At 68.8% G+C, this 21,595-nt stretch carries 15 protein-coding genes; 7 read left to right on the plus strand and 8 right to left on the minus strand.

The features are described 5' to 3' along the window. Positions 1-139: 139 nt before the first annotated feature. Positions 140-1,492, plus strand: a complete 1,353-nt coding sequence (locus INP57_RS10230; protein ID WP_200069851.1) for an FAD-dependent oxidoreductase — start codon at positions 140-142, stop codon at positions 1,490-1,492. A gap of 57 nt (positions 1,493-1,549) precedes the next feature. Here the strand turns inward: INP57_RS10230 and INP57_RS10235 are convergent, their stop codons facing one another. Together INP57_RS10235 and INP57_RS10240 are read right to left on the minus strand one after the other, a co-directional pair. Then, entirely contained in the window at positions 1,550-4,201 is a 2,652-nt protein-coding gene (locus tag INP57_RS10235) for an AAA family ATPase (RefSeq protein ID WP_200069852.1), read from the minus strand. 142 nt (positions 4,202-4,343) lie between these two features. After that, entirely contained in the window at positions 4,344-5,174 is an 831-nt protein-coding gene (locus tag INP57_RS10240) for a putative RNA methyltransferase (protein WP_200069853.1), read from the minus strand. A gap of 253 nt (positions 5,175-5,427) precedes the next feature. Between INP57_RS10240 and INP57_RS10245 the strand changes: the two genes are divergently transcribed. Beyond that, a complete protein-coding gene (locus INP57_RS10245; RefSeq protein WP_200069854.1) occupies positions 5,428-6,846 on the plus strand; it encodes a lipase maturation factor family protein in 1,419 nt (472 codons plus the stop codon). A 1-nt stretch (position 6,847) separates the two neighbouring features. Here INP57_RS10245 and INP57_RS10250 read toward each other — a convergent pair whose 3' ends face one another. Further along, a complete protein-coding gene (locus tag INP57_RS10250) occupies positions 6,848-8,077 on the minus strand; it encodes an SAM-dependent methyltransferase (protein ID WP_200069855.1) in 1,230 nt (409 codons plus the stop codon). A 24-nt stretch (positions 8,078-8,101) separates the two neighbouring features. Next, positions 8,102-9,487 carry an FAD-binding oxidoreductase gene (locus tag INP57_RS10255; RefSeq protein WP_200069856.1) on the minus strand — a complete coding sequence of 462 codons (1,386 nt, stop codon included), beginning with the start codon at positions 9,485-9,487 and terminating at the stop codon, positions 8,102-8,104. A 267-nt stretch (positions 9,488-9,754) separates the two neighbouring features. Between INP57_RS10255 and INP57_RS10260 the strand changes: the two genes are divergently transcribed. Then, on the plus strand, positions 9,755-10,366 hold the full coding sequence (locus INP57_RS10260) for a GNAT family N-acetyltransferase (protein WP_233627200.1): 612 nt from the start codon (positions 9,755-9,757) through the stop codon (positions 10,364-10,366). 101 nt (positions 10,367-10,467) lie between these two features. Here the strand turns inward: INP57_RS10260 and INP57_RS10265 are convergent, their stop codons facing one another. The 3 genes from INP57_RS10265 to INP57_RS10275 form a co-directional block, all read right to left on the minus strand. Then, a complete protein-coding gene (locus tag INP57_RS10265; protein WP_200069857.1) occupies positions 10,468-11,946 on the minus strand; it encodes a peroxidase family protein in 1,479 nt (492 codons plus the stop codon). A gap of 323 nt (positions 11,947-12,269) precedes the next feature. Next, complete coding sequence (locus INP57_RS10270; protein ID WP_233627201.1) at positions 12,270-13,277, minus strand: adenylate/guanylate cyclase domain-containing protein; 1,008 nt, start codon at positions 13,275-13,277, stop codon at positions 12,270-12,272. Next, a complete protein-coding gene (locus INP57_RS10275) occupies positions 13,258-13,710 on the minus strand; it encodes a universal stress protein (protein ID WP_200069858.1) in 453 nt (150 codons plus the stop codon). Before INP57_RS10275 ends, INP57_RS10270 begins: the two co-directional genes overlap by 20 nt. 315 nt (positions 13,711-14,025) lie before the next feature. On the opposite strand from INP57_RS10275, the gene INP57_RS10280 reads away from it, so the two are divergent. Continuing rightward, positions 14,026-15,480 carry an amino acid permease gene (locus INP57_RS10280; RefSeq protein ID WP_200069859.1) on the plus strand — a complete coding sequence of 485 codons (1,455 nt, stop codon included), beginning with the start codon at positions 14,026-14,028 and terminating at the stop codon, positions 15,478-15,480. 489 nt (positions 15,481-15,969) lie between these two features. Further along, the gene (gene coaA / locus INP57_RS10285; RefSeq protein WP_200069860.1) at positions 15,970-16,896 is read left to right on the plus strand and encodes a type I pantothenate kinase; all 927 of its coding nucleotides are present in this window, start codon (positions 15,970-15,972) and stop codon (positions 16,894-16,896) included. A gap of 314 nt (positions 16,897-17,210) precedes the next feature. Here coaA and INP57_RS10290 read toward each other — a convergent pair whose 3' ends face one another. Continuing rightward, complete coding sequence (locus INP57_RS10290) at positions 17,211-18,845, minus strand: PucR family transcriptional regulator (protein WP_200069861.1); 1,635 nt, start codon at positions 18,843-18,845, stop codon at positions 17,211-17,213. Between the two features lie 146 nt (positions 18,846-18,991). Here INP57_RS10290 and pruA point away from each other — a divergent pair, with 146 nt between their 5' ends. Both pruA and INP57_RS10300 read left to right on the plus strand, forming a co-directional pair. Continuing rightward, entirely contained in the window at positions 18,992-20,620 is a 1,629-nt protein-coding gene (gene pruA, locus INP57_RS10295; RefSeq protein ID WP_200069862.1) for an L-glutamate gamma-semialdehyde dehydrogenase, read from the plus strand. Between the two features lie 31 nt (positions 20,621-20,651). Then, the gene (locus INP57_RS10300; protein ID WP_200069863.1) at positions 20,652-21,581 is read left to right on the plus strand and encodes a proline dehydrogenase family protein; all 930 of its coding nucleotides are present in this window, start codon (positions 20,652-20,654) and stop codon (positions 21,579-21,581) included. Positions 21,582-21,595: the final 14 nt, after the last annotated feature.

Below are 21,595 nucleotides of genomic sequence, written 5' to 3' on the forward strand. Positions count from 1 at the left end.
GGATCGGCGGTTAGGGCAACCTAAGCTGGAAGTGTCGGGCAGCGCCCGGCCCCGGCAGCGCCGCCGGCCGGCCGGAAGCGCGCCCGGACGCCGGGCGATCCCGGCGTGCGATTTCGGAATCCGAGCAGGAGGAACTTGCATGACCCGCCCACTGCGAGTGGCGATCGTCGGGGCCGGACCAGCCGGTGTCTACGCCGCGGACATCCTGACGAAGTCCGAGACCCCAGTGGACATCGACCTGCTCGACCGGATGCCCGCGCCGTACGGGCTCATCCGGTACGGCGTGGCACCGGACCACCCGCGGATCAAGGGCATCGTCAACGCGCTGCGCCGGATCATGGAGAAGGACCAGATCCGGTTCCTCGGCGGCGTGAACTACGGCGAGGACGTCAAGCTCGACGAGCTGCGCAGGCACTACGACGCGGTGATCTTCTCGACCGGCGCGGACAAGGACCGGGACCTGAACATCCCCGGCATCGACCTGCCGCACAGCCACGGCGCCGCAGCGTTCGTCTACTGGTACGACGGCTACCCGGAGACCACGAGGGACTGGACGCTGGACGCCCGCGAGGTCGCCGTGATCGGCGCGGGCAACGTGGCGCTGGACGTGGCGCGGGTGCTGGCCAAGCAGGCCGACGATCTGCTGAGCACCGAGATCCCGGACAACGTCTACCAGGGACTGCGGGACTCCCAGGTCACCGACGTGCACCTCTACGCCCGCCGCGGTCCCGCGCAGGCCAAGTTCACCCCGCTGGAACTGCGCGAACTCGACCACCAGCCCGGCGTGGAACTGATCGTGCACCCGGAGGGCTTCGAGCTCGACGAGGGCAGCGAAGCCGCCATCCGGGACAACAACCAGACCAAGTCGATCGTGAAGACCTTCCAGGACTGGGCGCTGCGGGACCCGCGGTACGACACCCCGCGGCGGCTGCACTTCCACTTCCTGCGCGGACCCACCGAGGTGCTGGGCACCGACCGGGTCGAGGGGCTGCGCACCGAGGTCATGGAACTCGACGGCGCAGGCGGCGTGCGCGGCACCGGCGAGTTCGAGGACACGCCGGTGCAGGCGGTCTACCGGGCCGTCGGTTACCTGAGCACGCCGGTGGCCGACATCCCGTTCGACCACAACACCGGCACCGTGCCCAACGACGGCGGCCGAGTGCTGGACCTGGACGGCGAGCACATCACCGGCGTGTACACCACCGGCTGGATCAAGCGCGGGCCGGTCGGCCTGATCGGGCACACCAAGGGCGACGCCATGGAGACGATCAACAACCTGTTGGCCGACCTGGACACCATGCCCACCGCGGAGGACCCGAACCCGGACAGCGTGCTGCGGCTGCTCGACGACAACGGCGTCCGCTACACCACCTGGGACGGCTGGAAGCTGCTCGACGCGCACGAGCAAGCCCTCGGCGAAGCAGCCGGCCGCGAGCGGATCAAGGTCGTGCCGCGCGACGACATGATCCGCATCTCCCGCAGCGAGGACTGAGGCGCGGATTCGGACCGGCCCGTCGGCGTGCATCCGCCGGCGGGCCGGTTGCGCATTTCAGGACAGGTGCGGGAAAAACTGCTGCACCTGACAGTTGGAGCAAGCCGCCAGTGCACGGCTCCACTCCGAGGTCTCGGGCCAATCATCCGGCCTAGCACCCGGCACCCGACTCTTCCTTCGGGCGTGCTGGAAGCGGTTCGCGTTCTTGCTCAACTTCTTCTGATACTCCCGGACCTGCGCGATCCTCGGATATACACAATTCGCGTGACTAGCTTCGTTCAACAGATAATCGCCTCGTTCAGCGTGCATCTCCAGGAGCTCATCGATGAATTCGGCGACATTGGCGTGGCACCTCTCGGTGCACCCTGCATGCATCTTCTGGATCTTCCGCAACTGCTCGTCCAACAGATCGAAGTGCTTGAGCACCCCCCGCTTCTCGCGGTCCTCCCGCACGTTGCTGAGATCGGGCAAGTACCGCAGCCCGCGCGGCCCGACGACTTCGAACAGGTCTCCGATTATGGCCTCGAGCGTCTGCCGCGCCAAATTTCCAGCAGCGCTGCGCAACCAAATTCGGTTCTCGGCGTCCGCATTGCTCTGCAACAGAGCTTTCAGCCGGTCGGCATATTCTTGCGGCGATCGGGGCTTGATCAAAGACTGCGGGGTCGGCTCGATCTCACGGTCGAGTTCGGTGAACCACTGAGTGGTAAGCGGCCATCGAGCACCGTGATGTTTCCAGAGCGATCGCACCAACTGTTCGTCGTGGGTGAGCACCACGACCTGCCGGCCCGGTCCGTTCGGCGGACCGAGGAGGTCACCAATGCCCTCCCCGGCGAGCTTTTCGACGGTTGCCGCGTCGAGCATGTCGGTCGGATCGTCAATGATCACTGGCGCTCCGGACTGCTCCTGCTCCAGCGTCGCGAGGTGCACGGCCAGACCGAGCATGTCCAGCTGCGAGTCCGACAGGCGCCCGATCGCGGTCTGCTTGCCTTGGCCGACCAGCACGTTGAGTCTCGGCTTCTGAGCTCCGGGACTCACCTGCAGCCGGACCGAAGGTGTGTGGTCCGGGGCCAATCGGCGCAACCAGGAACTGATCGGCTCTGCGAGCGCCGTGAGCTTCGCCTCCAGCACCTCAGCACGGCGAGCTTTGAGGCGCTGGGCCGCGATCCTGAGATTCCGCGCGTCGACGTCCCGCTTGCGCCGCGCGTCAATGGCTTCCGCGATGGCGCGGGCGTTGTCCCGCCGCCACGTCGCCTTCGCAAGTTCGGCGTCCTTGCGGTCCCGGAGTAACTCCGAACGCAGGTGCTCGGCCGCGCGAGCATTCCTGTCAGCAACTTCGCGGAGGTCGACCAGCCGCCGCAGCGCCTCCACGACCGAACGCATCGAATCAGCAGAAGGTTCGCGTCCGGCTGTCTCGATTCTGTCCCACAACACCGTGCATTGCTGGTCCCAGGCCGTTTTGGAGGACCGCGCTTCGCCGTATGCGGCAGAGAAATTCCGGTCCTCCCCCGCGAACGACCGCACGGCTGCGTCGTCCCATTCCGGGAACCGCCATTCGAGGTACGGCCGGAACCCCTGAGCGAACCCTCGTGCTTCCTTCCGGAGAGCGCTGTCAGCCTCCTGGTACTCGCGCACGTCACGAACCGACTCCAGTAACCGGTGCACGGCGGCGATCCGGTCACTGGTCACGGTCGCGACGGTGCACGCCGGGCATGCCTCGCCCGCGATCGCGACCTCCGCGAAGGACTCGAGCAGACGCAGAGTGGCCTGATCGAGGGCTTCCGACAGACGCGGAACTTCACGGGACTCTTGGTCAGTGAGCCGTTGCACCAAATCTTCGAGCCCCGCTGCTGGGAGGACCTCAGGAGGCCGCGGGAGCGGCGCCTCCCAAGCCTCGGACAATCTCTCGCCGGGCCCGCGAGAATCCGGAGCGCACCGCGCGATGGCCTGCTGCGCGTTCCGCTCCACCAACTTCGCGATCTCCTCGACCGGAACCGCGCTCGTGCAGTCGTGCACTCCCTCGGCCCAGGTGACGGCGTCCTGCATGGCAGCTGACGGCAACGCTTCGACCGAACTGAGTTCCTTCCCCCGCTGGTCCAATGCTTTCTGAGCATCGCCCCAGACCTGGGCCAAGTCGCCCAGACCAGCTGCGTGGCCAAGGAGATCGGCTCGATCCGCCCCGGACAAGTTGATGACCTCTCGCAACCGGCGACGAGCAATCAGCTGCACCGGTGGTGCATCCGCTGCGGCCTGACCCCACGCTCCGTTCCAAACCGCTCGTCCCGGCTTTCCGTCCTGTATCCAGGATATTGATACATTCGGCTCGATGTCCGTCAATTTTCCGTCGACGTCAGAATAAGGGACATTGTTCTCGTCCTTGACCTCGCCCGCCGGACCGGCGGGTTGCGACGCGCGAGTTGTCACCCCTTTGGTAAGCAACTCGACGGCGTCGATGATGCTGGTCTTGCCGGTTCCGTTCTCCGCGTACAGGATCGTAAGACCCCGGGAAAGTTCCAGTTCCTGCTCCGCACCGAAAGACCGGATGCCCTGGACCCTAACCGACTCGACGTACCCGTTAAACGGGTACGTCGACGGCTCCGCGGGAGGGATCGCAATGTGCTCGACGACCTCCTTGACCCGCTTTTCGGAGGCTTCGCCGAGCGATTCTATTTCCCGCTCGATCCGTTGCGCAAGCATTTTCGCGGACTCCATACCCCACCCAGAAATCGATCTCGTCATCCCGGCGACCGAGACCATACTTGCCCCTCTGGCGCCTACTCGCATTTCCCCATCTAGCCGAGCAGTTGGCATATTCCAACACGGGGAGTGCCGAAAACGCCCGAAAATCGGTCGATCAGCGCCTACGCTGGACTGAAACGGTGACGGAGCCCGTGATGGGGAAGGAGTCCGGCAGCGCGGCGATACGAGCCGAAAGGGATTCCGTGGAATGCCAGGCGTTCGGGCCCATGCCGACCACGGCGGCCACTTCTTCGGCGGTGAGCCGCATGGCGAACTCGCACCGCCGGCTGCGCACCGGCTCGAAGTGGTCGGTGAGCTGCTCCCGGAGCCGCTGCTGCTTGCGCTCGTCCACGGTGAGCAGGTCCAGTTCGGACACCAACTCGGCCAGGTGCCCGGAGTTCGGCGTGACCACCACGAGGTGCCCGCCCGGGCGCAGCACGCGGTGCGTCTCGACGGCGTTGCGCGGGGCGAACACGTTCAGCGCGGTGGCGAATGCGGCGTCGCGCACGGGCAAGGTCCGCCAAGCGTCGGCGAGCACGGCCGCGGCGCGCGGGTGGGCCTTCGCGGCCCGCCGGGAAGCGTACTTCGACACGTCCAGCGCGACGCCGATCTCGCCGGGCAGCGCATCCAGCACTCGCCCGAGGTAGTGGCCGGTCCCGGCGCCGACGTCCAGCACCGGTCCGCCGGTGTGCGTCGCCGCGGTGACGTCGGCGAGTGCTTCTGCGATCGGTGCGTAGTGCCCGGAAGCGAGGAAACCGGCGCGTGCAGCCACCATCTCGGCGGTGTCGCCGGGTCCCGGTGCGCCCCGCCCGCCCAGCAGGCTCACGTAACCCTGTCTGGCCAGGTCGAACGAGTGGTTCGCCGGGCAGCGCAGCGTGCGCCCCGCTGGTTGCAGACCGCGCCCGCAATGCGGGCACGCCAACAGTCGTGCGACATCGTTGAACACCCTTTCCGCCTCCCCTGCGCAGCGATTCTAAGGAGCGGCCGGGGAGACCGGGGATTCCAGGCCCGGGGCGGAAGGTCGGGGAGCCGCTCGGTCGCCGGAGTTTCGGGCGAGCCAGATCGCACGGAGTCGTGCGGGCCCAGGTCGGCAACGACTCGGCTGGTGGGGTGGGCAAGCGCAGGGGCCAGGCGTGCCGGATCGGCCGCCTGGGCACACTGCGGGTGAGCGAGCGGGCAGGGACCGGAAGGAGACCGCCGTGGGCGCGTGGTTCTGGGCGCCGGAGTACTGGCAGGCGCGGGCCGTCGTCTCGCACCTGCTGGCGGCGGTGTACCTGCTGGGCTTCGCCTCCGCGGTGCACCAGTTCCGGCCGCTGGCCGGCGAGCACGGCCTGACCCCGGTGCCGCGCTTCCTATCGGCGGTGGGTTTCCGCCGCGCGCCGAGCCTGTTCCACCTGCACTACTCCGACCGCTTTTTCGGCGTCGTCGCGTGGACCGGGACGGTGCTCAGCGGCGCGGCGCTGGTGGGCTTGGTCGGCCTGCTACCGGTGTGGGCCTGGATGCTCGTGTGGGCCGTGCTGTGGGCGTTGTACCTGTCGATCGTCAACGTCGGGCAGATCTGGTACGGCTTCGGCTGGGAGTCGCTGCTGCTGGAGGCCGGGTTCCTGGCGATCTTCCTGGGCCCTGCGCACACGACTCCCCCGGCACCGATCATGTGGCTGCTGTGCTGGCTGCTGTTCCGCGTCGAGTTCGGCGCCGGGCTGATCAAGATGCGCGGCGATCCGTGCTGGCGGGACCTGACCGCGCTGCACTACCACCACGAGACGCAGCCGATGCCCGGGCCGCTCAGCCGCCGGTTCCACCACCTGTCCCCGCGGCTGCACAAGGTGGAAGTGGTCGCCAACCACGCCTCGCAGCTGATCGTGCCGTTCGCGCTGTTCGCGCCGCAGCCGGGCGCCGATGTCGCGGCCGTGCTCATCGTGATCACTCAGGGCTGGCTGATGCTGAGCGGGAACTTCGCCTGGCTCAACCTGGTCACGATCACGCTCGCGTTCGCCGCGATGGACGGCGGATTGCTGCGCTGGCCCGCACCGCCGACCACGGATTCGCCGCTGTGGCACCAGATCGTCGTGCTGGCGGTGACCGCGGGGATGCTCGCGCTGAGCTACCAGCCGGTGCGCAACATGATCGGCCCGCACCAGGTGATGAACCGCAGCTTCAACAAGCTGCACCTGGCCAACACCTACGGCGCGTTCGGCAGCGTCACCCGCACCCGCTACGAGGTGGTGCTGGAGGGAACTTCCGACCGCACCGGGGAATCCGGTTGGCAGGAGTACGAATTCCCCGGCAAACCGGGAGATCCGCGGCGCAGACCGCGCCAGTTCGCGCCGTACCACCTGCGGCTGGACTGGCTGATGTGGTTCGTGGCGATCTCGCCCGGCTACGGACGCAGCTGGCTTCCCGGGCTGCTGCGGGCGATGCTGCGCAACGACCGGCACGCGCTGAAGTTGTTGCGGCACAACCCGTTCCCGGACGAACCTCCGGCGCTGGTGCGCGCGCGGCTGTTCCGCTACCGCTTCGCGAACCGGCAGGAACGCCGCGAGGGTGCGTGGTGGGTGCGCACCCCCGTCAGCGAACTCGTCCCGGCGGTGTCTCTCGACGAACTCACACCGGCCTGAATCACCACGCGGGCCGCAGCGGCATCCGCGCATCGGTGTCGTCGAGGCGCACTCCGAGCATCTGGTGCAGCTGGATGTTGTTCTTCTCGAAGCCCAGCCGGGAAGCGGCCATGTACAGCCGCCAGATCCGCGCCCGCGCGGGCCCCACCTCGCGCACCGCTTCGTCCCAGTGCGCCTCCAGGTTCGCGCACCAGTCCCGGAGGGTCAGCGCGTAGTGCTCCCGGAGGTTCTCCTCGTGCCGGACCTCGAAGCCGTTGTCGTGCATGGCCGACATCAGCGTGCCCGGCCCCTCCAGCTCACCGTCCGGGAAAACGTAGCGGCCGATGAACTTGCCCGGCTTGGTCTTGCGGGTCCCGTCGGGCCGGGTGATGCAGTGGTTGAGCAGCCGTCCGCCCGGCTGCAGCTTGTCCCGCAGCGAGGAGAAGTAGGCGGGCAGTTCAGCGCGGCCGATGTGCTCGGTCAGCCCGATCGAGCTGACCGCGTCGAACCCCGTCTCCGGCACGTCCCGGTAGTCCAGGTAGCGGACTTCGGCCAGATCCGCGAGCCCGCTGTCCACAATGGCCTTCTGTGCCCATTGCGCCTGCTGCTGCGACAGCGTCACGCCCAGCGCCCGCACGCCGTAGTGCTTGGCGGCGTGCATCACCATGCCGCCCCAGCCGCAGCCGATGTCCAGCAGCCGCATTCCCTCGCGCAGCCCCAGTTTCCGCGCGACCAGGTCGTGCTTGGTGAACTGCGCCTGCTCCAAAGTGGAGGCCGCGTCCGGGTAGACCGCGCAGGTGTAGGCCATCGACGGGCCGAGCACCCACTCGTAGAAGCGGTTCGACACGTCGTAGTGGTAGGAGACCGACTTGCTGTCGCGGGCCTTCGAGTGCCGCAGCCCGCGCGGGCGGTACTCCTGCTCCGGTGGGCGCACCGGCCACCAGAAACGCCGCGCGGCGAGCCTGGCGCCGACTTCGAGCTTGGTGCGGGCCGAGACCGCCTGCAGCGCGATGGCCGGGAACCGGGAAAGCGCGGTGTACATGTCGCCGTGCACTTCCAACGCCCCGGTGATGTAGGCGCGGGCGAGCCCCAGCTCGTCCGGTGCGGCCGCCAAGTGCGAGAACGCCAGCGGGGAACGGACCTGCACGCCGACGTCGGCTCCGGCTCGTCCCGCTCGGCTGCCATCGTAGGCGCGGAACTCCACGTCGAGACCGTCGCCCAGAATGCGCGGGAACACCTCTGCCAGACCCATTTCCGGTTCTCCTCCCTGCCGACCCTACGGCTTGCCCACGCACTTCTCGTACAGACCGGGCAACCGGCCGTCCGGGTCGTAGCGCTGTTTCAGTTGTTCGTAGGCGGGACGGTTGTAGAGCCGCCAGAACTCGTCCTCGTCGTAGTAGGAGTCCGAGTACAGCGACTTGTGCCCGTCGATCCGGCTCACGAAGTCCTCGATCGCGCGGTTGTAGTCGCCCAGCCGCTCCCCCGGCCGCAACTGCACCGCCGACCAGAAGCCCACGTTGACGTAGAGCGTGTCCGGATCCATCGGGTACAGCGGCCAGCCCTGCCGGTCGCGCAGCTGCACCGGGCACAGCCACACCGGGGCGATGCCGATCTCGCGGTGGAAGAACTCCAGGAACTCCGCGAGCCGATCGACCGGGATCTCCACGTCCTGGATCACCGGCTCGCTGCCCGCGCCGCCGCGCGCACGCGCGAGCCGGTCGCTGAAACCCACTCGGCGGTCCCACGCCACGATGCGCCGGTATACGTCCGAACGCCGGTACTTGCGCGGCCACAGCCGCCGCACCGCGGGATGTTGCACACCGAAAGCACGGGAGCACCAGAACCAGTCGGTGTCCCAGCGCCACAGGTAGTCATGCGTGCGCAGATGGTCCGCCTGGTGCTCGCGCAGCGAGCGGTAGTAGACGGCTTGACCGGTGTAATCGCTCGTCACCGGTGCTTCCGGGACGTAGGTGCCGATCGATAGGTACTGCTCGTCGGCGGCGAAGACCGTGCCGTCGAGGAAATCGACGCGGTGACCCTCGAACTCGCCGTCGCGGCAGATCTCGACGATGGCGGCCGCGCATTCCTCGGCGGTCGAGAACCGGACGTGGCGGACCCGCACGTACGGTTCGGTCCGCTCGATCTCGACCTGCAGCCGCAGGGCGTAGCCGAGGGTTCCGTAGGAGTTCGGGAAACCGCGGAAAAGATCGGCGTGCTCGTTGTCCGGGCGGGCCACCACGACTTCACCGCTGCCGGTGAGGATCTCCATCTCCCGCACGGACTCGTGCGGCAGCCCGTTGCGGAAGGAAGTGGCCTCGATGCCGAGACCGGCCACCGCACCGCCGAGCGTGATCGTCTTGAGCTGCGGGATCACCAGCGGCATGTGCCCGGTCGGCAGGTGCGCGTCGACGACGGTTTCGTAGGTCGCCATGCCCTGCACCTGCGCGGTGCCGTCCGCCGGATCGACCGAGAGCACGCGGTTCATCCGGCCCACGTCGAGCCCGGGAGCGGTCGAGTCGCCGCGGAACCGGAAGAGGTTCGAGGTCGGCTTCGCCAGCCGCACCGGCTCCCCCGGAGGAATCCTGGCGTAGCTGCCGACCAGGGCGGCGACCTCCTCGGAATGGCTGGAAACGGCTCCCGAGGTACCCGGATCGACTCCCATGGCTCCCGACTTTATTGCGCGGACGGGGCAGCGGCATCCCACTTCCGGCGACTCGTCGCGCGGAGTTGTTCGGCCGCCCGGTCAAATCGGGCGGAACCGCCCGGTCGCGCCCGTCGGGGACCACTCGGGCACCAATGCGTGAACGCGAATGACTCCGCAGGTCAGCCACCCTGGATCACCCGTTGAGCGCAGCACCGGATAGCCTCTGTTGCACATGATTTCCAACAAGCCGAGCGATCTTGATCACATCGGCCGCGCGGAGGTGACATGCACGCATCGCAACAACCCACGGTCGACCGGCGGCGCACGGTCGGTGATGATCCGGCAGCGCCAGGTCTCCGGCGCGGAGCGGCCGGCTACGAGATCCGGCCCGCCCGCCGCTCGGACGCCGACGGGGCCCGGTCGGTCATGCTGGACACCTTCTACGAGGTCTTCGGGCACGGCTACAGCCCCAAGTGGCATCACGACGTGATCGACATGTCCGCCACGTACTTCGACCACCCGCGGCAGGCGCTGTTCGTGGCGGCCCGCGGCGACGAAGTGGTGGGCACCGCCGCGGTCCGCGCCGACGGCCCGAAAAGCCCGCCGCATCCGGGGTGGCTCGCGGAGCGCTACCCGTCCGGCAGCACCGCCCAGATCTTCCGGGTTTACGTCCGGCCGGAGCACCGGCGGCACGGGCTGGCGCGCGGACTGGTCGAAACGGCCTGCCGATTCGTCGCCGACACCCCCGGCTACGAGCGGATCTACTTGCACACCAACGCAGGCATCGACGGCGCGGAGCCGTTCTGGCGAGGCATCGCCGACGAGATCTTCGACGGGCGGAACGACCCGGCGCACAGCCCCGCGGTGCACTTCGAGATTCCGATCGGGCGGTTCTGAATGCCTGTCGCCGCTGCGTCTCCCGGCGACCACTCCGCCCCAGGACCGGCCAGCGGCCCGGCGAGCCGTGGGTGGGGTATGCCCACCCACGGCCACGGGAGTCAACGCTTCGGCACGACACCCGCGTAGGTCAGGAAGTCGGCGATGCCGAACTCGCTGCCCGCTCCGCCGATGTTGGGTTCCCAGCGCGGGAACACCGACAGGTACGACGCCGGGTCGGCTTGCAGGATGCCGATCAGCGTCTCGGCCACGATGCGTCCGCCCACGGGACCGAGCTGGCGGCCCCCGTGCAGCACCTCCGCCTCCTTGAGCAGGTAGTACCAGAGGTAGATCGGGCCCTCGCTGTCCAGTTCCTCGTCGGTCAGCGGGATCTCGCCGATCTTGCGTGCGATGTCCTGGCCCGACGGCAACTCCTGAGCTTCGCTGCGCAGCAGGTTGCGCACCACCAGCGAACCGAGCTGCGAGGGCAGGGCGCCCTCGCGGGCACCGGGCACCGCCCGCACCGGCAGGTCCAGCAGCCGGCGGTTGAGCTTGGCCTCCAGCCGCTTCGCCTTCGCCGCCTCGATCTCCGGGTCGATCTGGAAGAAGTACCGCCAGTCCACCGCGTGCTCCGGGCGCACCGGGCCGCCGCGCAGATCGCTGCGCGGTTGCTCGTCGGCCTCCGGGTCGAGCGGGAAGAGGTCGGCCGCGAACTCCGCGTTGACCTGGTAGCGCGAGCGAATGGTGGAGTGCCCGAAGCGGTATCCGGCCACCGCGAACTCCACCGGGATGAACGGCTGCTCGCCGGGGTCGTAGAAGCGCAGGCCGTTCTCGGTGATGTCCTCGATGAGGTCGGTCCCGACGATCTGCGGCAGGAATTGCCGGTGCAGAATCCACTGGTAGTGCCAGCGGGTCACCTGCTGGGCCTTGCGCAGGAGATCACCGTAGTAGTCCTCGAGCGCGAGCAGATCGTCCAGCTTGGCGCCTTCCAAGTCATCCGGCGGGTCCGCGGGCTGCGCCGGGAAACCGGCCCCGAGGACGTCGGTGATCTGACCGGACCGCAGGTCATCGACGACCCTGTTGTGGAACTTGATGACCGCGAGGTGGAATTGCGCGATCAGCAGGTTCTCGTCGTTGCGCGGATCGCCGATCAACGCGATGTCGTTGCCGGTGCGCGCGAAGTCGTGTCCGCCGGGATCGAGTGCCAGCTTGGTGCCCTTGGATTCCGGGTCGTACAGGTACTCATTGACGACCGGCCCGCCGCCGTAGACGTTGTCCAGGTCCAGCCGCGGTGGCCGGAAGTTGCGCAGTGCCTTCGGATCGACCTCCTGCCCGAGCATGCTGGTCGGGTCGAAGGTGACGTTGTGATCGACGAACTGGCCGAAGTAGGTGAACCCCGAGTCGAGCACGGTGCTGAGCTGTTCCTCGGTGGTTTCCCCGCCGTCGACCTTGCCACCGGGCAGGCCGAATTCCTCGGCTTTCGCCAGCCCGGTTGCTTCCCGCGGCGCAACCGTGGGGAACATCCGGCCGAACCGGCCACCGGCCGCTTCGCTGCCCGGCTGCACGTATTGCCCACGATTCTGCTGACCGTGCGATGCCATTGCTCGAACCCCCTGCTGTGAATGCGTGCTGGTGCCGAAAATCGGACCCCGGGCACTCGTGCGCATTCGGCGACACCGATCGCGCGGCACACCGGTAGGTGACCGGTCCGGACTGAGCCGAGCCTCGGCGCGATCGAAGAATCGATGCCGATCGTTCGCGGACGACTTCTCCCCAGATGTCCGCTGCTCCCCTGGATCCCTGAGCGGGATCGGCGAGACCGTCGATCCCGCCGCGGCTGAAGCTAGAGGCACCGCGTTCGCAGCAGCAAGCAGTTACCTACGGCTTCACTCGAACAGAGCAAAGTCGGGCTTTTTCGGTGCGGTCAGCGAGTTCTGCGCAGCGCCCACGCGCGCAGACCGCGGAAACCCTGCACTTTCGTAGGGCCGATGGACGTGAGGGAAAAGGCCGGGTTCTCCCGCAGCGCAGCCGCGAGCTCGCGATCCACCAGCACCGAGGCCGGACGTGCGACGGAGGTCAACCTGCTGGCGATGTTCACCGTGGATCCGTACACGTCACCGAACCGCGCCAGCACGGTGCCGCGTGCCAGTCCGATGCGCAGCGGTGGCAGCCTGCCTTCCCCGGTGATCTTCTCGTTCAGCGTCAGCGCGATCTCGGCCGCTTCCGCCGACGTGTCGGTGACGAACAGGACTTCGTCGCCGACCGTCTTCACGATCCGGCCGTGGTTCTCGGCGACCACACCGGTCGCCAGCTCCTCGAAGTCGTTGATCAGCCCCGCCAGCTCGACCTCGCTGAAGTCCCGGATCAGGCGGGTGTAGCCGACCAGGTCGGCAAAGCCGATCACCTGCACCCGCTCGTCCACCCCCGGGTCGCCCTCGCTGAGCTCGCGGGCGGCGGTCGCGGCCAGGTGCCGCCGCCAGACGTAGCCCTGCAGGTGGTCCATCACCGGCGTGATCGCCTCCGCGAATTGCGCGGTGATGTCCAGGTCTTCGGCGAAGCGGTCGCCGAGCACCGCTTTGAAGATTCCGACCTGCCATTCGGCCAGTCGCGACATGGTCTGCGCCAACGTCCTGGCGACCGCGGTCTCCACCTCGGAGGTGATCACCTCGGCGGAGACCAGCTGCACGAGCATCTGCAACGCCTGCACGTCGGCGTCGGTGAACACGACCGCCTCGTCGTCGACGTGCGCGAAGCCCATCGCCTGCCAGAGCCGTTCCGCCCGTGCGAGGTCCACACCAGCCGCCTCGGCCACGTCGGCCTTGCGGTACTTCGGGTGCCCGCCCAGCAGGGCCTCGCCGATCAGCGCCTCGCTGCCCATCGAGCGTTCCGCGTCCGGCCCGGAGGCCGCAGGGTCATCGCGAGGTTCGGACAACGAGCACATCGCAATCCGCCCGACGGCACACGTCCGCGGGCACCGAGCCGAGCAACCGGCCTTTGAGCGTGTTCAGCCCCCTGCTGCCGACGATCAGCAGATCCGCCGACGAGCTGTTGGCGGTCTCGATCAGCGAGTTCACCGGAGCGCCCACCACCGCGACGGTGTCCACGTCGGACGCACCCGCCTGCCGCGCCTCATCGGCGGCCTCCAGCAGCGTCTGCTCGGCAGGCGCGGAACCGACCACCTGGAACGCCTCGTCGCCGAGCTCGTCCTGAGCCTGCTCCACCTCGCGCTCGCTGCTCGGGTAGTAGGCGCACACGACGACCAACTTGGCAGCGGAGTCACGCGCGACCTCGGCGGCACGGCGCACCGCCCGCAACGAAGGCGGCGAGCCGTCGGTGCCGACGACGACGCTGCGGTAACTGGACATCTGGTGATCACCCTCCATCGCGTGACACGCACCTCGCGCGGACGTGAACACTAACGAGCGCGAAGCCGCCCCGTCACGCGAACATCGCACTCTCTCCCACCCGGACGCGGACTGGAGTCTCGGCCGGTCATCACGGCCGGTGCCGAGTTCCGCACGCAAGGCGAGATCGAACGGCGTCGCGGCCGCGACCTGTTCTTGATCATCGTAGGAGTGCACAACGAACACCGGCAAACCTCGTTGGCCCCGACAACCACCGGGCTTTCCCGGAGCGCGTATTTTTCGCCGGAATCGACGGACCCTCACCAGGAGGATGCCATGGCGGTACCAGGGCTCAGCCCGGGCAGCGGAGTACTGCGGCGCAAGCCGATCGACTCGATCGCCGAGGACAACGAGGAGTCCAGCACCGGGCTGCAACGAACCCTGGGGCTCTGGCAGCTCACCGCGATCGGGGTCGGCGGCATCATCGGCGCGGGGATCTTCTCGCTGGCCGGGGCGGTAGCGCACGGCAAGGCGGGACCGGCAGTGCTCGTCTCGTTCCTGATCGCGGGCATCGCAAGTGCCGCAGCGGCGTTCTCCTACGCGGAATTCGCCGGCATGATCCCGAAAGCGGGTTCGGCCTACACCTACGGTTACGCGGTGCTCGGCGAGGTGGTCGGCTGGCTGATCGGCTGGGACCTGCTGCTGGAGTACACCGCGATCGTGTCGGTGGTCGCGATCGGGATCTCCGGTTACTTCAACGAGCTGCTCGGCTTCCTGCACCTCGACCTGCCGATGTGGATGCTCGGCGCACCGGGCACCGAGGGAACCGACGCGCCGCCCGGCAGTTACAAGATCAACCTGTTCGCGGTGGTGCTGTGCCTGCTCATCGCGTTCGTGCTGAACCAGGGCATGCGCAATGCCGCCCGGTTCGAGAGCGCCCTGGTCTACCTGAAGGTCGCGATCGTGCTGCTGGTGCTGATCGTGGGCGCGTTCCACATCAAAGCGGGCAACTACACGCCGTTCTTCCCGTTCGGGATCAGCGGCGCGGTAACCGGGGCGGCGACCGTGTTCTTCGCGGTGTTCGGTTACGACGCGCTGAGCACCGCGGCCGAAGAGTCCAAGGAATCCCAGAAGCACATGCCGAAGGCCATCCTGTACTCGCTGATCATCTCGATGGTGCTGTACGTGCTGTGCTGCCTGGTGCTCACCGGGATGATCCCGTACCAGCAGATCAGCTCGGAGAGCGCGTTCGCGACCGCCTTCGCCGACGTCGGGCTGCCGGTGGTGGGCGCGATCATCGCGGTCGGCGCGATCCTGGGCATCCTCACCGTGCTGTTCACCTTCATGCTCGGCGCGACCCGAGTCGGGTTCGCGATGAGCCGGGACGGGTTGCTGCCGCGCTGGTTCTCCCGCACGCATCCGGTGCGCAAGGTGCCGTCCAGGTTCACCTGGCTGATCGGCATCGCCGCCGCCGCGATCGCCGGCCTGCTGCCGATCGAGGAGGCCGCGGAGCTGACCAACATCGGCATCCTGCTGGCGTTCGTCGTGGTGTGCGCGGCGGTGATCGTGCTGCGCTACCGGCGGCCCGACCTGCCGCGCGGCTTCCGCACGCCGGGGATGCCGATCGTGCCGGTGATCGGCATCGTGTTCTCGCTGTGGCTGGTGACGTTCCTGGAACCGCTGACCTGGTTGCGCTTCGGCGCCTGGTTCGTGCTCGGCTTGATCGTCTACGCCGCGTACGGATACCGGCACTCGCTGCTGCACCGCGGGCGTCAGCACGAGGAGTCCTGAGCCACCGTCGCTGCGCGGGGTGCCCTGCTTCGCCAGGTGGGGCCCTCGCAGCGAAATGGCCTGCGCGCACCGGCATAGCCCGGCCGCAATGCCGCCGAACGACGGATGGGCCGCCGCGGCCTTGCCGGCCGTGCAGTGTCGGCGGTGCGAAGTGCACGCGCTGGGCAATCCCGGGACGTACCCGACCGCGAGGCCGTGCTGTGTCCGGGGAACGACGCGTTCTTCCCCTGATGACGACGCGCTCGCTCTGGACGATCGGTCGCTCTCCCTGCAGAAGTGGGCTTTCTCCAGCGATGACGAGGTATCGGAACCGCCGTTCCGCGATGAGTCCACAATCACCCGATCCGCCCGTTCAACGGTGCCTTGCGTCACAGCGTCTTCCGGCGCCCCGGTTCTAGGGTGACCTCGTCGTCGATCAGGCGGCGCCGGTGCGGGATCGGCTGCGCGCGCCGCACCGGAGCCGATCCTCAACGTTGAGGGGTGTGCGCTGTGACGCGAGCCCGCGAACTGAGCCCGTACGTCGAATTGCACCGGCAGCAGTGGCGGGAACTGCGCAACTCGATGCCGCTGCCGCTCTCGCACGCGGAGCTCGAGGCGCTGCGCGGCCTCGGAGAACCGGTGGACCTCGAGGAGGTCGCCGACGTCTACCTGCCGCTGTCGCGGCTGATCAACCTGCAGGTGGCAGCCCGGCAGCGGCTGCACACCAGCACCACGACCTTCCTCGGCGAAGCCGCGCCGAAGGTGCCGTTCGTGATCGGCGTCGCGGGCAGCGTCGCGGTCGGCAAGTCCACCACCGCGCGGATCCTGCGCGCGCTGCTGGCCCGCTGGCCGGACCACCCGCAGGTCGACCTGGTGACCACCGACGGCTTCCTGCACCCGAAGGCGGAGCTGGTGCGGCGCGGCATCATGCACCGCAAGGGGTTCCCGGAAAGCTACGACCGGCGCGCTCTGCTGCGGTTCGTCACCGAGGTCAAATCCGGGGCCGAGGCGGTGTCCGCGCCGGTGTACTCGCACCGTGCCTACGACATCCTGCCCGATCAGGAACAGGTGGTGCGGCAGCCGGACATCCTCATCCTGGAGGGGCTGAACGTGCTGCAGCCGGGGCCGAGCCTGGCGGTCTCCGACCTGTTCGACTTCTCGATCTACGTGGACGCGCACACCGAGCACATCGAGCGCTGGTACACCGACCGGTTCCTGGCGCTGCGCGGCACCTCCTTCGCCGACCCCGATTCGCACTTCCACCACTTCGCCGGACTGTCCGATGAGGACGCCCGGGTCGAGGCGCGGCACCTGTGGCACACCATCAACCGGCCGAACCTGGTGGACAACATCCTGCCCACCCGGCCGCGTGCGACGTTGGTGCTGCGCAAGGACGCTGACCACGCCATCAACCGGGTGCGGCTGCGCAAACTCTGAGCATGCGGGCGGCCGCGATCGCCGCCCCGGCGGCTCGCGTCCGACCAGATCCGTCCACCGCACCGGCGGCGACCCGTTTCGCGGCTGATCGATGCCCGAGCGGTGCCGCGTGCACCGTCGATCGGCGACCTGGCGGTGATGGCGCGAACGGCAGCGGGGTGAACGGCCGAGCGAAGAACGGCGGGGAGATGAACGGCGGGGGCCGGGACGTTCGCCGAGCCGGGATGTGCTGCGCTGGAGATCCATGCATTCCAGAGTGCCCGCATCGAACAGCGGTTCGCATCACTTGATCGGGTGGTCTCGGCGCGGGCCGCTCATCGGTTCCGCTCGTTGCGCCGGTGCAGCAGCAGGTGCAGGTGCGCAGCGAGCCGCTCAGCAGGATCGGACAGATCGATCCCGCTGATCTCGCCGGCCCGCCGGATGCGGTAGCGCAAGGTGTTCGGGTGCACGTGCAGCGCGGCACTGGCCGAACGCACGTCGCCGAAGGACTCCAAGTAGCTCAGCAACGATCTGGCCAGCGCACCGGTGTGCTCCGCGTCGTGCGCGCACAGCGCGTCGATCCTGGGATCGCGGAAGCGCTCGTTGCCGCCGAGAACGGTGAGCAGCTCGCTGAGCACCACCCGCGCCCGCACGTCCGCGATCGTCGCTATCCGGTTGTCCACGTCGTGCGCCATCGCGTCCAGGACGCGGTCCGCTTCGGCCCGCGAGCGCGATACGTCCTCCAGCGTCGGCACCGCCGCCCCCACACCGGCCTGCACCCCGGCGCGCAGGTGCTGTCCCGCGGCCGCGACGATCTCCCTGGTCATCCCGAGCACGCCGGAAAGCGCGGTCCCGGGCAGGTCGGGCAGCAGCGCGTACACCCGCGAACCGAGGTTGGTGACCAGCGCGCTGCGCCGATAAGCGGCCGCGTGCACGGAGATGAGGCTGGTCATCTCGGTGCGCTCCAGTTCCAGCTCGGACCGGTCCGAAACCCCGGCGCGCCCGCGCAGGGTGAACACGACGACCACCGCCGGGCGGTCCGCATCGGCGCCGATGTTGCCCGCCACGGAGGCGGCGTCGACCTTGCCGTCCAGCAGCCCGGCCAGCAGGTTCTCCCGCAGCTTCGGCGCCGCGCTGGCCTCCGCCCGCTGCCGGATCAGGTGCACCGCGGCGACCCTGGCCGCGCCGAGCAGCGCGCGCTGCGAACGTTCCTCGAGCGGTTTCGCGCCTTCCTGCACCCAGATCGTGCCCAGCGGCTGCGAACCGGCATGGATGCCGATCGCCATCCGGCGCCGAATGCCCAGCTCCGGACGTTCGCCGACGTGCACGATCTCCTCGCCGGAACGCAACCGCTCGTAGACGCCCCACTCGCGCAGCATCGCCAGGTACGATTCCGGCCCGCGCCGCCCCAGCACCGACAGCCTGCGCAGTTCGTCGACGTCGTCGTCGGAGCGGGAGTAGGCCAGCACCCGGCTGGCGGTGTCCTCGATGCTGACGATCCCGTCGGTCATCGCCGCCACGGTCTGGGCCAGCGAGAACAGGTCGCCGAGGGTTTCGCCGGCGTCGGCCTCCACCGTCAGCCGCGCGTTGTCCACGACCGAGCGGGCCAGCGACTCCAGCTGCTCCCACCGCACCTCGGGCCGCACGCCGAGCACCGCGACACCGGCGTCGAGGGCGGTGTCGCGCAGCGCTCGCGAGTCCTGGTCGGTGTGCACCTTCACGGCCACCGCGGCCGCCCCGTCCCGTGCCGCGGAGCGCACCTGCCGCACCGCGGACCGCCCGCGCGCACCGATCACCAGCACGAGGTCGCCGGGATGGGTCTCGGCGTCCTCGTCCGGGTCGATGATCACGACATCGCACACGTGCTGGTCGAAGCCGCGCGGCGCGGCGAGCAGGTCGACCAGGGGCTCACCGACCGCCACGAGCAGTTGCCGCAGCGGAGCCCCGGGCAGCGGAATGGTCTTGTCCAACCGAACAACACGCTCCCCTCAATGATGGCTGATCGTACAGCCGCGCGGCGCTTCCACGCTCCTAGTCTTCGAATAACCCGGTTCTTCCTCCGAAAGGCCGGGGAACCCCGCCAACAACGCACTACGCGCGAGGAGGCGACATCGCCATGGACGCCATCACCACCGTCCCGGCACCGGCCAACGAGCCGGTGAAGTCCTACGCCCCCGGTTCGGCCGAGCGGGACTCGCTGCAGAAGCGGATCGCCGAGTTGGAGTCCGAGCGCGCCGAACTCACCAGCACCATCGCGGGCGAACAGCGCATGGCGGGTGGCACGCCGTTCGACGTGGTGCAGCCGCACAAGCACGCCCACGTCCTGGGCACTTCCGCAGAGGCCACCCGCGCGGACGTCGCCGACGCGGTCCGGGCCGCGAAGCGAGCCGCTCCGGAATGGGCCGCAACGCCGTTCGACGAGCGCGCCGCCGTGCTGCTGCGCGCCGCGGATCTGCTGTCCGGTCCGTGGCGGGACACCATCAACGGCGCCACCATCCTCGGGCAGTCCAAGTCGGTGCAGCAGGCCGAGATCGACGCGGCCTGCGAGTTCATCGACTTCCTGCGGTTCAACGTGCACTACGGCAACCGGATCCTGGCCGAGCAGCCGAACTCGGTGCCCGGCGAGTGGAACCGGATGGAATACCGGCCGCTGGACGGGTTCGTCACCGCGATCACGCCGTTCAACTTCACCGCGATCGCCGGGAACCTGCCGACCGCTCCGGCGTTGATGGGCAACACGGTGGTGTGGAAGCCGACGCCGTCGCAGCAGTTCGCCGCGCACTTCACCATGCGGATGCTGGAGGCGGCCGGGCTGCCCCCAGGCGTGATCAACCTGGTCACCGGGCGCGGCGAGGCGGTCAGCGAGGTGGCGCTGGCCGACGAGGACTTCGCCGGGCTGCACTTCACCGGCTCCACCGCGACGTTCAAGAAGCTGTGGCGGACCGTCGGCGACAACCTCGACGGCTACCGCAGCTACCCGCGCATCGTCGGCGAGACCGGCGGCAAGGACTTCATCGTCGTGCACCCTTCGGCCGAGCGGGAGCCGCTGGCCACGGCGTTCGCCCGCGGCGCGTTCGAGTACCAGGGCCAGAAGTGCTCGGCGGCGTCCCGCGCCTACGTGCCGCGGTCGATCTGGGAGTCCGGGCTGCGCGAGGAGCTAGCCGACCTGGCGCGGCAGATCAGCTTCGGCGACGTCACCGACTTCTCGCACTTCGGTGGGGCGGTGATCGACGCGCGCGCGTTCGCCAAGCACCGCGCCGCGCTGGACCGGGCGGCGAACACCGCCTCGCTCGAGGTGCTGGCAGGCGGCGGCTACGACGACTCGACCGGCTACTTCGTGGAGCCGACCGTGCTGGTCGGCACCGACCCGGCGGACGAGGCGTTCACCACCGAGTACTTCGGACCGATCATCGCGGTGCACGTCTACGACGACGCCCGCTACTCGGAGATCCTGGACGTGGTGGACGGCTCCAGCCCGTACGCGCTGACCGGCGCGGTCTTCGCCACCGACCGCTCGGCGATCGACGAGGCGCACCGCAAGCTGCGCCATGCCGCCGGGAACTTCTACGTCAACGACAAGCCCACCGGCTCGATCGTGTCCCGGCAGCCCTTCGGCGGCAGCCGCGCGTCCGGCACCAACGACAAGGCGGGTTCGCTGTTCAACATCCAGCGCTGGACCAGCCCGCGGGCGATCAAGGAGACGTTCGTGGCGCCGACCCGGCACACCTACCCGCACATGGGCTGACCCCGCTTCCCGCCGCACTAGAGGAGATCCGATGCTGCGCACGGCATTGCTGGCGGCGGCGCGGGAGCCCCGCGTCCGCCACCTGGTCGAGGCCAACCCGCTCACCCGCCCCGTCGTCGACCGCTACATCGCCGGAACGACCGCCCAGGACGCGGTCCGCACCACGCGCGCGCTGGCCGATCATGGCCTGCACGTCACCCTGGACCACCTCGGGGAGGACACCACCGACGCGGACAAGGCTGCCGCGACGGTGGCGGCGTACCGGACGGTGCTGGACTCGCTCGGCTCGGCCGGGCTCGCCGATCGAGCCGAAGTTTCGGTGAAGCTGTCCGCAGTGGGCCAGTTCCTGCCCGGTGACGGGGCGAAGATCGCGCTGGCGAACGCGCAGCGGATCTGCGAGGCGGCCGCGGCGGTGGGCACCACGGTCACCTTGGACATGGAGGACCACACCACCACGGATTCCACTTTGGACATCTTGCGGGATCTGCGGGTGGACTTCCCATGGGCGGGAGCGGTGCTGCAGGCGTACCTGCGCCGCACCGAGCAGGACTGCCGGGACCTGGCGTCGGCGGGCTCACGAGTGCGGCTGTGCAAGGGCGCCTACGCCGAGCCGGAGTCCGTGGCCTTCCCGGACAAGTCCGAAGTGGACCGTTCTTACGTGCGGTGCCTGAAGACGCTGATGAACGGCGAGGGCTACCCGATGGTCGCCACGCACGATCCGCGGATGGTGGCGATCGCCGACGACCTGGCGCAACGGGCCGGGCGGTCACCGGAAAGCTTCGAGTTCCAGATGCTGTACGGGATCCGCCCGGCCGAGCAGGAACGACTCGCCGCGGAGGGCAAGCGGCTGCGCGTCTACCTCGCCTACGGCGACGAGTGGTACGGGTACTTCATGCGCCGGTTGGCCGAACGCCCCGCGAACATCGCCTTCTTCGCCCGATCGCTGCTCGGGAGGGGCTGAGCGGTACCGGTGCG

It is taken from the genome of Saccharopolyspora galaxeae (assembly GCF_016526145.1).
Taxonomy (GTDB): domain Bacteria; phylum Actinomycetota; class Actinomycetes; order Mycobacteriales; family Pseudonocardiaceae; genus Saccharopolyspora_C; species Saccharopolyspora_C galaxeae.

Coding starts and splice junctions, on each gene's coding strand:
- INP57_RS10230 (WP_200069851.1), top strand. CDS start 140: ATGACCCGCCCACTGCGAGTGGCGATCGTCGGGGCCGGACCAGCCGGT.
- INP57_RS10235 (WP_200069852.1), bottom strand. CDS start 4,201: ATGGAGTCCGCGAAAATGCTTGCGCAACGGATCGAGCGGGAAATAGAA.
- INP57_RS10250 (WP_200069855.1), bottom strand. CDS start 8,077: ATGGGTCTGGCAGAGGTGTTCCCGCGCATTCTGGGCGACGGTCTCGAC.
- INP57_RS10255 (WP_200069856.1), bottom strand. CDS start 9,487: ATGGGAGTCGATCCGGGTACCTCGGGAGCCGTTTCCAGCCATTCCGAG.
- INP57_RS10260 (WP_233627200.1), top strand. CDS start 9,755: ATGCACGCATCGCAACAACCCACGGTCGACCGGCGGCGCACGGTCGGT.
- INP57_RS10265 (WP_200069857.1), bottom strand. CDS start 11,946: ATGGCATCGCACGGTCAGCAGAATCGTGGGCAATACGTGCAGCCGGGC.
- INP57_RS10275 (WP_200069858.1), bottom strand. CDS start 13,710: ATGTCCAGTTACCGCAGCGTCGTCGTCGGCACCGACGGCTCGCCGCCT.
- INP57_RS10280 (WP_200069859.1), top strand. CDS start 14,026: ATGGCGGTACCAGGGCTCAGCCCGGGCAGCGGAGTACTGCGGCGCAAG.
- pruA (WP_200069862.1), top strand. CDS start 18,992: ATGGACGCCATCACCACCGTCCCGGCACCGGCCAACGAGCCGGTGAAG.
- INP57_RS10300 (WP_200069863.1), top strand. CDS start 20,652: ATGCTGCGCACGGCATTGCTGGCGGCGGCGCGGGAGCCCCGCGTCCGC.